The sequence below is a fragment of the Burkholderia catarinensis genome (genome assembly GCF_001883705.2).
Lineage (GTDB): Bacteria > Pseudomonadota > Gammaproteobacteria > Burkholderiales > Burkholderiaceae > Burkholderia > Burkholderia catarinensis.
In genome coordinates, this window is the sequence record NZ_MDEQ02000008.1 from 46,175 (window position 1) to 58,832 (window position 12,658).

At 64.8% G+C, this 12,658-nt stretch carries 8 protein-coding genes and 1 pseudogene; 6 read left to right on the top strand and 3 right to left on the bottom strand.

What is annotated here, in order from left to right; genetic code table 11:
* The first annotated feature begins 664 nt into the window (after window positions 1-664).
* A complete protein-coding gene (locus tag BFF94_RS14625) occupies window positions 665-1,471 on the top strand; it encodes a response regulator transcription factor (RefSeq protein ID WP_128848862.1) in 807 nt (268 codons plus the stop codon).
* Window positions 1,472-1,493: 22 nt separating this feature from the next.
* Here BFF94_RS14625 and BFF94_RS14630 read toward each other — a convergent pair whose 3' ends face one another.
* The 3 genes from BFF94_RS14630 to BFF94_RS14640 all read right to left on the bottom strand — a co-directional run bounded on the left by BFF94_RS14630 (window position 1,494) and on the right by BFF94_RS14640 (window position 6,135).
* Window positions 1,494-3,692, bottom strand: a complete 2,199-nt coding sequence (locus BFF94_RS14630; RefSeq protein ID WP_219139492.1) for a TonB-dependent siderophore receptor — start codon at window positions 3,690-3,692, stop codon at window positions 1,494-1,496.
* A 190-nt stretch (window positions 3,693-3,882) separates the two neighbouring features.
* Complete coding sequence (locus BFF94_RS14635; RefSeq protein WP_128848859.1) at window positions 3,883-4,497, bottom strand: TetR/AcrR family transcriptional regulator; 615 nt, start codon at window positions 4,495-4,497, stop codon at window positions 3,883-3,885.
* 177 nt (window positions 4,498-4,674) lie between these two features.
* Window positions 4,675-6,135 (bottom strand): efflux transporter outer membrane subunit, encoded by a 1,461-nt coding sequence (locus tag BFF94_RS14640; protein WP_128848856.1) that lies wholly within the window; start codon window positions 6,133-6,135, stop codon window positions 4,675-4,677.
* A gap of 77 nt (window positions 6,136-6,212) precedes the next feature.
* Here BFF94_RS14640 and BFF94_RS14645 point away from each other — a divergent pair, with 77 nt between their 5' ends.
* From BFF94_RS14645 to BFF94_RS14665, 5 genes and pseudogenes are all read left to right on the top strand, one after another.
* Window positions 6,213-6,830 (top strand): TetR/AcrR family transcriptional regulator, encoded by a 618-nt coding sequence (locus tag BFF94_RS14645; protein WP_128848854.1) that lies wholly within the window; start codon window positions 6,213-6,215, stop codon window positions 6,828-6,830.
* Between the two features lie 83 nt (window positions 6,831-6,913).
* On the top strand, window positions 6,914-8,029 hold the full coding sequence (locus tag BFF94_RS14650; RefSeq protein ID WP_128848851.1) for an efflux RND transporter periplasmic adaptor subunit: 1,116 nt from the start codon (window positions 6,914-6,916) through the stop codon (window positions 8,027-8,029).
* Window positions 8,026-11,166: an efflux RND transporter permease subunit gene (locus tag BFF94_RS14655; protein ID WP_128848849.1), complete on the top strand. Its 3,141-nt coding sequence runs from the start codon at window positions 8,026-8,028 to the stop codon at window positions 11,164-11,166. Before BFF94_RS14650 ends, BFF94_RS14655 begins: the two co-directional genes overlap by 4 nt.
* A gap of 35 nt (window positions 11,167-11,201) precedes the next feature.
* Entirely contained in the window at window positions 11,202-12,020 is an 819-nt protein-coding gene (locus BFF94_RS14660) for an oxidoreductase (RefSeq protein ID WP_128848846.1), read from the top strand.
* 129 nt (window positions 12,021-12,149) lie between these two features.
* Window positions 12,150-12,464 (top strand): annotated as a pseudogene (locus BFF94_RS14665) (transposase domain-containing protein); the annotation flags it as partial.
* Between the last annotated feature and the right edge of the window lie 194 nt (window positions 12,465-12,658).

Genomic DNA, 12,658 nt, shown 5'->3' on the forward strand with positions numbered 1-12,658 from the left:
GCATTTGACCCGAATCGCACAACGCCCGTCACATCTCACCGTGCCTTGCGTTGCGCTTCGTTACATTCAAAGTTCGGACGAATTATGAGACACGACCTAAATTTATTGAAGACAACATTCTTTATAGATTGTAAAACTCAATAAATTCAATGCGTTACGATAAACTTCAGCGCCTCGCAAACGATTGCGCTTCACATCGGTTAATCGGGATGTTTTTTGAAGCGGATAAATGCTTTGCCGAAGCGGATTGCAATTAAATACCGCCAAAGAAATGCCGACATAAAGCCAGCGGACTGCTCGTCAGCACAAACCGCGAAGCGCCGCGAACCATCCGGAAAGCGGCGTGAAATGAATAGAGTCGGCGCGTCTGGCGAGAATCGAAATATGCTCCTACAATTCCGCTCGCATCGATACCGGCAGTCGCGCACTTTTCAGCGCGCGACCACGGCAACGCTCCGCGGCTTTGCCGGCTCAGTGATCAGAACAACCAACACCGGGTATTGCGCCGACCGGTTGCCTGTCGCGCAGTCCGGCGAAATCCGGCTGTCGATGCGAGCGTGCGATGCGTTTGTGCATCGTCATAGAGCGGCTTCCGACGATTCCCCCGAACCGGGCAGGCCGCCCGCGGGATCGCAGCCAACCGCCTTTCCAGAACAGGTACACGATGTCTCCATCGATCTCCGCGTTGAGCGGCGCCCATATCCTGATCGTCGACGATCAGCCCGACCAGTTGCGTTTGCTGATCGACATCCTGCGCGGCACGGGCTGCCGGATCAGCATCGCCTCCGACGGGGCGCAAGCGTGCCAGCGCGCGCAGGCGCTGCTGCCCGACCTGATCCTGATGGATGTCCGCATGCCGCACATGGACGGCTTCACCGCGTGCCGGCTGCTCGCCGCCGATCCGTTGACGAGTGCGATTCCGGTCATCTTCCTGACTGTGGCCGGCGCATTGCACGAACGCCTCGAGGGGCTGGAAATCGGCGGTGTCGACTATGTGGTGAAGCCGTTCGAGCCGGCGGAAGTCATCGCGCGGATTCGCGTGCAGCTCGCACGGACGGAGCGCGAACGGCCCGTCGATACGGAAAACCCGTTCGCGGCCGGCAAGGACGACGACATCATCGTGCGCGCGGCCATCCGCCACCTGTCGCGGATGCTGAACGATCCGCCGACGGTCGAGCAACTGGCGCGCGCGGTCGGCACGCACGAAAAGCGGCTGTCGCGTGCGTTTCGCGACAATCTCGGCCAGACGGTGTTCGAGTATCTGCGGCACGAGCGGCTGCGGATCGCTCAGGATCTGCTGGATTCGACATCGCTCAGCATTGCCAGCATCGCGAAGGAAATCGGCTTTTCCACGCCGGCGAACTTCGCGACCGCCTTCCGCGAACGTTTCGGCATCACGCCGACCGAGTGGCGGCGCCAGCGCCACGCGGGCGCGCGGGCCGCCACCCGGGAACCGCAACGCGGCGCGTAGGCCGCGTTCCGCGCGATCGCGATTACCAGTTGTATTTCGCGCTGGCCAGCACGGTTCGCTCGTTGCCGAATACGCACACGGCGTACGACTGGCAGCCGCCGACGTAACGCCGGTCGAACAGGTTCGCGACGTTCAGCGCGAAGCGCCAATGCTGCATCTCGTAGTGCATCGCCAGGTCGTACAGCGTCACGCTCGGCACCGTCAGCGAGTTGTCGGGCGCGCCGGCCGACGCGCTCTGGTAGCGCACGCCGCCGCCGATCCCGAGGCCCGACAGCGCGCCCGTGTGCCAGGTCCAGTCGGCCCACATCGACGCCATCTGCCGCGGCAGCGGCACGGCCACCGGCCAGTGGTTCAGCGACGCGTCGTTCGCCTGCACGTTCTTGACGTCCTGGTAGACATACGACGCGACGACCGACAGCTCGCGGGTCACGTTGCCGAGCGCGCTCAGCTCGATGCCGCGCGAGCGCACCTTGCCGGTCTGCACGGACGTCGTGCCGGTCGGGTCGAGATTCACCGGCGTCGGCGTCACGACGTTGGTCTGGTCGATCTGATAGATGGCCGCGTTCAGCATCAGGTTCCTGCCGGGCGGCTGCCAGCGCAGCCCGGCTTCCGTCTGCGTGCCGCGCGTCGGCTTGGGCAAGCCGCCGCCGGCGATCCGCACGCCGATGACCGGATCGAACGACGTCGAGTGGCTCACGTACGGCGACAACCCGGCGTCGCCCTGATAGGTGAGCCCGACCCGCCCGGAGAACGCACTGACGTCCTGCTGCGTCTGCGTGCCGGCCGTCCGGTTGTCGAACCGTGCATTCACGAAGTCCTCGCGGCCGCCGAGCGTCAGCGTCCAGCGCTGCCAGCGGATCTGGTCCTGCGCGTACACGCCGAACGTGTTCATCGCCGTGTACTGGTCGACGTGGCCGAGCGACGTCGGGCCGGAGAAGATCGCGGCCGTGACGGGCCGATAGACGGGGTGGTACAGGTTGAGCGACGGCGCGAGCGCGAGCCACACGCTGTTGGTCGTCGTCTGCCGGTCATATTGCAGACCGAGCAGCAGCGTGTGTTCGAGCGGACCCGTGCCGAAGCGCGCCTGCGCGTGGTTGTCGACGTCGAGCCGGCTGTAGTTGAGCTGAAACAGCCCCGCGAAACGCATCATGTTCGTCGTGCTGCGGGGCGCCAGGCCGTTGCCGAACACCGTCGCGTCGTCGAGCGACAGGTGCGACCAGCGCACGTCCTGGTGCAGCGTCCAGATCGCATTCACGCGGTGTTCCAGCGCGTAGCCGAGCGACCATTGCTTCTTCCGGTAGTCGTTGAATGACGGGTCGCCCATGTAGATGTCCTGCGACAGGCGGCCGTTCGGGTTCGGCAATACGGTGCCCGACGCGGGCAGGAAGTTCGACGAGATGTCGCCGCTGTCCTGCAGGTACGTCGCGGAGAACGTCAGCGACGTGTCGGCGCTCGGCCGCCATCGGAACGACGGCGCCAGCGCGACGCGCCGGTCGCCGTTCGGGCCGGTCACCGCGTTGCCGTCCCGCGCGACGCCGACGAACCGGTACGCATACTTGCCGTCCGGGTCGAGCTTGTCGCCGACGTCGAGCATGAACTGCTTGCGCGCATCGTTGCCGATCTGCACGCCGGCTTCGCGCACGCGCTCGCCGTCGGCAAGCTTCGTATGCGCGTCGACGATCGCGCCGGGCTCGCCCGCGCCGTACAGCACCGACGTCGGCCCGCGCAGCACCGCGATCGAGTCGATCGTATACGGGTCGACACGCCAGTTCGCGATCACGGCCGTATTCGGCGCCGCCACGCCGTCGACGTACAGCGTCGGCGTGAAGCCGCGCAGCGCCGCATACCAGTCGGTCCGGCTGTCGGCGCCGAACGTCGCGAAACCCGGCACGTAGCGCAGCGCCTGGTTCAGGTCGGCCGCGCCGGTCATCTCGATCTGTTGCGCGGTCACGAGGTTGATCGTCTGCGGGATCTCGGCCACCGGCGTGTCGGTTTTCGTGCCGGCCGTGGTGCGCAGCCCGACGAGCCCGGCGGACGCGCCGCCGGCCGTTCCTGTCACGTCGATTGACGGCAGTACGACGGCCGCCGCTGCGGCCTGCGGTGCCGCGGTTTCGCTCGCCGGCCGGGCCGCCTGCGCGTATGCGCCGCCCGCCGCCATGCACAGCGCTCCCCCGGCCGCGATCGCCATTGCGCGTCGCGCCGCCCTTGTCTCCGTCATCATCGTTTCAGTATTCTCCGTCGTGCTGTCGCGGCCCGGCCGGCCCGCCCGACGGGCGGCATGCCGCCGGCATCCCCTGCCCGGTCGTGCTTTTCAGGCGGGGCGCGCACCAGGCGGTGCGCATCGGCCGATTGCGTCCTTTTTTAGAACGCCTGGATGATATCGGCGGAACATGGCACGGTCTTTAAAAAAATTATTGAGGGCGCGCGGCGGATTGCGTGAAGACGATGCTCAAAACCGATCCGGCCGAAGCGTTCGGCGGTGCGTCGGGCAGGGTCATGGTGAAGTAGCGGATGCCGTCCATCAGTGCGATGACGGCGAGCGCGTAGTCGGAAGACGCGCATGAAAACCGGGTATCAGCGCGCTTGTGGAGCTGCTCGATAACGGACGCGATCAGATCGCGCTTTTCCAGGTACATGGCATTCACGCGTTGCCGGAATTGCGCATCACGCATGGCATGCAGACGCGCCTCGGCCCAGATGATGTAGTGGTTGTCGTCGCGATAGCACCGTGCATGCAACCACGCGAGCTGCTTTTGCAGGTCTTCCCGGGACGGAGCAGCGTCCAGCCGTTCCCGCAAATTTTCCTGGATGCTCCGGTGATCGAGACGGAGGAGTTCGACGAGCAGTTCGCTCTTGCTGTCGAAGTTGGAATAGAATGCGCCGCGCGTATAGCCTGCCCGGGCGGCGATCTCCTCCACGCTGGCCGCGGCCAGCCCTTTTCCGGCAATGATCGAGGCCGCTGCGTCGAGCAGGCGCCGGCGCGTTTGTTCGCGGGTTTCATCCCGGGTCAATCGTTTGCGTCGCATACGACAGGCACCCAGCCATCCGGCACACATGTTTCGTTGCGTCCCTGATGGCAGGCGACAGCAGGGACCGTTCGACAGGAAACCGTTCCGCCTTTTTATCGAACTGGAATCCTTAACAATAACCGTGGGTGACCAAGCCGGCGAATTGCCGTAGTCCCCGTTGGACGCGGCCGGCCGCTACCTGGCGGCGACCGCCGTCTCGGCCTCGCTCGGTTGCCAACCACCGCCGAGCGCCTTGAAGGCGGCAACCGCCGCGCGTGCCGATTCCGTTTGCGCCTGCACGCGCTCATCCGATGCGCGCAGCAAGTTTTCGTCGGCCTGCAAGACCTCGATCAGGCTGACGACCCCTTTCTGGTATGCCGCAAATGATGCGGCTCGCGCCCGGCCCAGCGAGTTCACGCCGTCCGTGAGGACGGCCGCCTGCTCGTCTCGCTTGACGAGGGCCGAGAACGCGTTTTCCACATCCTCGGTTGCGTGTAATGCAGCGAGTCGATAGGCAGCCAGCATTTCGGCTTCCTGCCCCTTGGCCTGCCCGATCTGCGCATTGATGCGACCGAAGTCGAACAGGCGCCAGCGCAGTCCCAGCACGCCGGCGGCCTGATTGGCGCCCCCGCTGAACAGATTGCCCGCGCCCATCGACGTTGCGCTGCCGATCAGCCCGCTCAGCGAGAACTTGGGGTAATACTCGGCGATGGCCACCCCGATGCGTGCGTTTGACGCAGCCAGCCGACGCTCGGCCACGATCAGGTCGGGCCGGCGCCTGAGCAGTTCCCTGGGCGACCCCATCGCCGCGAACTGCGGGGCAACCGGGATGTCGCCCGCTTCCATGAGTTCCGCCCGATGCGTGCCCGGCTGAGAACCGAGCATCACGTCCAGCGCGTTCATGGACGCATCCAGCGCCGCTTCCAGCACCGGGACCGATGCGCGAACCTGGGCCAGCGCGCCTTCCGCCTGCCTGACCTGGAGCTCCGCCGCGAGGCCTTTCCCATACAGCAGATTGATGGTCGACAGCAGATCCTGCTGCGTTTGCACCTGGCTGCGCGCGACCTTCAGACGGCCCTGCAACCCGCGAATGGTGATGTAAATGTCCGCGGTTTGCGCCGCGACGGCCAACCGAGTCGCCGCTGCGCCCGCTTCCGACGCCTGATAGTCGGCCAGCGCCGCTTCACGGCCACGGCGCAGGCCGCCAAACACGTCCAGTTCCCAGCTCGCGCTGAAATTGGCCTCATGGTCGTTACCGTAACGGTCGAAACCGGGTGTCGAATTCAACACGCGTCCCAACGGTGTTTCGACCGATTGATAGGCTCGCGCGGCCTGGCCACTGACATTGCCCGACGGCAGCAGCGCGGCGTTCGCTGCGCCGAGTCCCGCACGGGCCTGCGCGACGCGAGCGGCGGCCTGCGCAAGATCCAGGTTCTGATTCAGCGCGAGCGTGACGAACCGTGCCAGCCGGGGGTCGCCGAAACCCGTCCACCACGTGGCAAGTTCGGCATCGGTGGCGGCGTGCCGTTGTCCGACGGCAGCCTGACCCTGAAACTGTTCGGGCATGGCGATATCAGGCCGGACATAGTCGGGGCCGACAGCGCAACCTGACAGGCTGGCCGCAATCGCCGCGGCAAGAAAGGGTTTGGGTAGCATGGGAGGTTTTCGCAAGGTTCCGATGGTGACTATAATACCAAATAGTCACTAGTTGTCTATTCCTGTAAGCTGCAACCATGAAAAAAACCTCTCCTGCCCCGGCCCCGGCGCGCGGCCCGGCCGACCATGACGTCCGGGATCAGATCGTGATCGCCGCCACCGAGCATTTCAGCCGGTACGGCTACGAAAAAACGACGGTCTCGGACCTGGCCCGCGCCATCGGTTTTTCGAAGGCCTATATCTACAAGTTCTTCGAGTCGAAGCAAGCGATCGGCGAGATGATTTGCGCGAACTGCCTGCACGAGATCGAAACCGATGTCCGGTCAGCCGTTGCGCAAGCCGAGTCGCCGCCGGAAAAGCTGCGGCAAATGTTCAAAGTCGTTACCGAAGCGAGCCTCCGGCTGTTTTTCCGGGACCGCAAGCTCTATGACATCGCCGCATCGGCAGCCACGGAAAACTGGCAGTCGGTGCAAGCCTACGAAGCCCGCGTCCAGACGCTGCTGCAGGAGGTTCTGCTGGAGGGCCGGCAAAGCGGCGACTTCGAACGCAAGACGCCGCTGGACGAAGCCGCGATGGCGATTTATCTGGTGATGCGCCCCTATCTCAATCCGCTGCTGCTGCAATTCAACTTCGAATACACCGAGGTCGCGCCGGCCCAGTTGTCGAGTCTCGTCCTGCGCAGCCTGTCGCCGTGATGGGGTGCCGTTTTGTGACCATTGACTAGTTTGGTCACTTGAATAACAATAAAAGTCCCAATCACTCCGTCAATGGGACTGTCATGCTTCGGCGTCGCCTCACTCTTTCCGCAGTCGCTTGCGCGCTGCCCTTCGTGCTGGTCGCTTGCAGCGGAAAAGCGCCTTCCGATCCGCGCACCGAGGCGCCCCTCGTGCGTACCGCCGTCGTCCAGGCGGCAGTTCCGGCGTCCCGCTCGTTTACGGGGACCGTTGCGGCACGCGTGCAGAGCGATCTCGGGTTTCGCGTGTCCGGCAAGGTGCTGGAGCGTCTGGTGGACGCCGGGCAGACCGTCAAGCGCGGTCAACTGCTGATGCGCGTCGATCCCGTCGACCTGAAACTCGCGGCGCGCGCACGCCAGGAAGCGGTTGCGGCCGCGCAGGCGCGGGCCCGGCAAACGAGCGAGGACGAAGCCCGCTATCGCGACCTGCGCGGCACCGGCGCGATATCGGCCTCCGCATACGATCAAGTCAAGGCGGCAGCCGATGCTGCCCGGGCCCAGCTCAGTGCCGCCGAAGCAGACGCCGACGTTGCGCGCAATGCGACCGGCTATGCCGAGCTCGTTGCGGACGGCGACGGTGTCGTCATGGAAACGCTGGCGGAACCGGGCCAGGTCGTCAGCGCGGGCCAGCCCGTGGTACGTCTCGCCCACGCTGGCAGCCGGGAGGCCGTCATCCAGTTGCCGGAAACCCTGCGCCCCGCCGTCGGCTCGGTCGCGCAGGCGGCGCTGTTCAGCAAGCAGGGCGTGAGCGTCCCCGCCACGCTGCGCCAGCTCTCCGATAACGCCGATCCCCGTACGCGTACTTTCGAAGCGCGCTATGTGCTGCGGGATGCATTGGCCGACGCCCCGCTGGGCGCCACCGTCACGATCGAGATTCCGGACGCGCGCGCGGCGCTGCAAGACGGCTGGCAGGTGCCGATCGGCGCGCTGCTGGACGCGGGCAAAGGCTCCGGGGTGTGGGTTGTCGACGGCCAGCCGGCCAAAGTCTCGTGGCGGCCGGTGACGGTCGAACATCTGGACGACGACAGCGCCCACGTCGCCGGTGAACTCAAGCAAGGCGACCGGATCGTTGCGCTCGGCGCTCAGTTGCTGCGCGAAGGCGAACCGGTCCGGGTGGCGAGTCAAGCCGTCGCCATGGCAACCGAGGGAGCACGTCCGTGAGCGAAAGTCGATTCAATCTGTCGGCGCTCGCGGTACGCGAGCGCGCCATCACCCTGTTCCTGATCTGCCTGATCTCGCTGGCCGGGCTCGTGTCGTTCTTCAAGCTGGGCCGCGCGGAAGACCCCGCATTCACGGTCAAGGTGATGACCATCATCACCGCATGGCCGGGCGCCACCGCGCAGGAAATGCACGACCAGGTCGCCGAGAAGATCGAAAAGCGCATGCAGGAGCTGCGCTGGTACGACCGGAGCGAGACCTACACGCGACCCGGCCTGGCCTTCACGACGTTGACGTTGCTCGACAGCACGCCGCCGTCGGAGGTCCAGGAGCAGTTCTATCAGGCCCGGAAAAAAATCGGCGACGAAGCGAACAATCTTCCGTCGGGCATCATCGGGCCGATGGTCAACGACGAATATGCGGACGTCACCTTCGCACTCTTCGCGCTCAAGGCCAAGGGCGAACCGCAGCGCCTGCTGGTGCGCGACGCGGAGACGATGCGCCAGCGGTTGTTGCATGTGCCGGGCGTGAAGAAGGTCAACATCATCGGCGAGCAGGCCGAGCGCATCTACGTCCAGTTCTCGCATGACCGGCTGGCGACGCTGGGCGTCAGCCCGCAGGACGTGTTCGCCGCGCTCAATGGCCAGAATGCGTTGACGCCGGCGGGCTCCGTGGAAACCAGGGGGCCGGAGGTGTTCATTCGCCTGGATGGCGCCTTCGACAAATTGCAGAAAATTCGCGACACGCCTGTCGTGGTGCAAGGCCGCACGCTGAAGCTGTCGGATATCGCCACCGTCGAACGCGGCTATGAAGACCCGGCGACGTTCATGATCCGCAACAACGGCGAACCGGCCCTGCTGCTGGGCATCGTCATGCGCGACGGCTGGAACGGGCTCGATCTCGGCAAGGCGCTCGACAGCGAAGTCGGCACGATCAACGCCGAGATGCCGCTGGGCATGAGCCTGACCAAGGTCACGGATCAAGCCGTGAACATCAGCTCGGCGGTCGACGAGTTCATGGTCAAGTTTTTCGCCGCGCTGCTGGTGGTCATGCTCGTGAGCTTCGTGAGCATGGGCTGGCGCGTGGGCCTGGTGGTTGCCGCAGCCGTACCGCTGACGCTTGCCGTGGTGTTCGTCGTGATGGCCGCGACCGGCAAGAACTTCGACCGCATCACGCTCGGATCCCTGATCCTGGCGCTGGGCCTGCTGGTGGACGACGCGATCATCGCCATCGAAATGATGGTGGTGAAGATGGAGGAAGGCTACAGCCGCGTGGCCGCCTCCGCGTATGCGTGGAGCCATACGGCTGCGCCGATGCTGGCGGGCACGCTGGTGACGGCCGTCGGCTTCATGCCGAACGGCTTCGCGCGCTCCACCGCCGGTGAATACACCAGCAACATGTTCTGGATCGTCGGCATCGCGCTGATCGCATCCTGGGTCGTCGCGGTCGTCTTCACGCCCTACCTCGGCGTGAAGATGCTGCCCGACTTCAAGAAGTTCGAAGGCGGTCACGATGCGATCTACGACACGCCCCGCTACAACCGCTTCCGCCAACTGCTGACTCGCGTGATCGCCCGCAAATGGCTGGTCGCCGGGTCGGTCGTCGGCCTCTTCGTGCTGGCCATTCTCGGCATGGCGGTCGTCAAGAAGCAGTTCTTCCCGATCTCCGATCGCCCCGAAGTGCTGATCGAAGTGCAGATGCCCTACGGCACGTCGATCTCGCAAACCAGCGCCGCCACGATGAAGGTCGAGGCATGGCTCGCCAGGCAAAAGGAGGCGAGGATCGTCACCGCCTATGTCGGTCAAGGCGCGCCACGCTTTTACCTTGCGATGGGACCGGAACTGCCCGATCCGTCGTTCGCGAAAATCGTGATCCGCACGGACAGCCAGGACGAGCGCGATGCGTTGAAGGAGCGATTGCGGCAAGCCGTCGCCGGCGGCCTTGCGCCCGAAGCGCGCGTGCGCGTGACGCAACTCGTGTTCGGCCCGTATTCGCCGTTCCCGGTGGCCTACCGGATCACGGGCCCCAATCCCGACAAGCTGCGCGGTATCGCGGCCGAGGTTCAGCGCGTGATGTTGAACAGCCCGATGATGCGCACGGTCAATGCCGACTGGGGCACGCGCTCGCCGACGCTGCACTTCACGTTGCAGCAGGATCGCCTGCAGGCGGTGGGATTGACGTCCAGCGCGGTCGCGCAACAACTGCAGTTCCTGCTCACCGGCGTGTCCGTCACCGCCGTGCGTGAAGATATTCGAACGGTGCAAGTCATGGCGCGTTCGGCCGGCGAGGCGCGACTCGACCCGGCGCGGCTTGGCGACTTCACGCTCGCGGGCGCCAACGGGCAGCGCATTCCGCTGTCGCAGGTCGGCAAGGTCGACGTGCGGATGGAGGAGCCGATCATGCGCTGGCGCGATCGCGTGCCGACGATCACGGTGCGCGGCGACATCGCCGACGGTTTGCAGCCGCCGGACGTGTCGACCGCCATCACGAAGCAGCTTCAGCCGATCATGGACAAGCTCCCCAGCGGCTATCGCATCGAGCAAGCGGGCTCCATCGAGGAATCGGGCAAGGCGACGACGGCCATGTTGCCGCTGTTCCCGATCATGCTGGCGATCACGCTGGTCATCATCATCTTCCAGGTTCGCTCGATTTCCGCGATGGTGATGGTGTTCCTGACGAGCCCGCTCGGCCTGATCGGCGTGGTGCCGACGCTGATCCTGTTCCGGCAGCCGTTCGGCATCAACGCGCTGGTCGGCCTCATCGCGCTGTCGGGCATCCTGATGCGCAACACGCTGATCCTGATCGGGCAGATCCATCAGAACGAGCAGGCGGGCCTGGATCCGTTCCAAGCGGTTGTGGAAGCTACCGTGCAGCGGGCTCGCCCGGTGATCCTGACGGCCATGGCGGCGATTCTCGCCTTCATACCGTTGACCCATTCGGTGTTCTGGGGAACGCTCGCCTACACGCTGATCGGCGGCACATTCGCCGGGACGATTCTGACCCTGGTGTTCCTGCCTGCGATGTATTCGATCTGGTTCAAGATCAGGCCCGGCAAACCCGCGGGTTCGCACCACAGCCGGCATGAACCGGCACCGCTTTCCGAACAGAAGCTGCAGGACGCGCTCGACACGCGCGGGTAAAACATAATCAACTCACCGTATCGAAGGAAACTGCCATGTCGAACTCCATCGTTGTCGTCGTGACCGGCGTGTCGTCGGGCATCGGGCGCGCCGCCGCAGAGAAGTTTGCCAAGCGCGGGTGCCGCGTATTCGGCACCGTGCGCAGCCTCACCAAAACAGCGCCCGTATCCGGTGTCGAACTTGTCGAAATGGACGTTCGCGACCATGCTTCCGTTCAATCCGGAATCCAGACCATCATCGATCGCGCCGGTCGGATCGACGTGCTCGTCAACAATGCCGGAGCGAGCCTGATCGGTGCCGTGGAGGAAACCTCGGTTGCCGAAGCGACGGCACTGTTCGACACCAATGTATTCAGCATCCTGCGCACGATACAGGCGGTACTTCCGCATATGCGGGCACGGCGTCGCGGAAGAATCGTCAATGTCAGTTCGGTGCTCGGTTTCTTGCCGGCTCCCTACATGGGGCTCTATTCGGCGTCCAAGCATGCGGTGGAAGGGCTGACTGAAACGCTGGACCACGAGGTGCGCCAGTTCGGCATCCGCGCGACGCTGGTCGAACCGTCTTATACGCGGACGAACCTGGACGTCAATGCGCCGCAGGCGAGCGTGAAAGTCGCCGACTATGACCGCGAGCGTACGCTTGCGTCGCGCGCTGTCGTCAACAGCATCAAAGACGCGCCCGAACCCGACGGCGTGGCCAGCACCCTTGTCGAAGCAGCGCTCGGCGCGTGGCGCATGCGCCGCACGCCGAGCGGTGAAGCCTCTCTCCTGAGCAAATTGCGGCGCTTCATGCCGGCCGGCCCCGTCGATGCGAGCCTGAGGAAAACCTTCGGCTTGCCGAAAAAAACGGCCTAGCTGCTTTCACGTACGACCGCCTCGCAGGGCAGCAGCTTCTGCCGGTGACGCTGCGTTGCGATCGACGGCGGATCGTCGCCCGGCAGCGTGACAATCCGCGCGGGCTGCTCGCTGAATATGAGCGGACCGTGGCCCAGGCTGGTCCGTTGCGTCGAGAACGGCAACCGGCCAATCTCGAACAACCTGTGCGAGAACGCGATCCGGCCGTTCGTCGCCGGAAGGCGGAATTACTTGTTCGCCGGCGCCGACTCCGGCGGTGAACGTGCTGCCGCGATGTATAGCCTGATCGGCACGGCGCGCCTGAACGGCCCCGATCCCGGGGCGTATCTCTCCTACGTGCTCGAGCGCATCGCTGACCATCCGATCAACCGCATCGACGAACTGCTGCCGTGGAACGTGGCGCCGTCGCTGCCCTCTACCGCTCACGTCGAACCCATCCTATAGCATCGCGATTCTCCCGCCGTCAACGACCTACGCCACGGTGCTGATCGAGTGCTTACGCTCATTCGATCGAGATGCGGAATACGAATACAGATCGGAGATACGATCGATACGCAAGTGGTCGATTCCGTGCTCGCTCAGCAATTGCACCGATTGACCTCCCTCGTTAGCCGCTCACTTCGAACTGCTCTTCACCC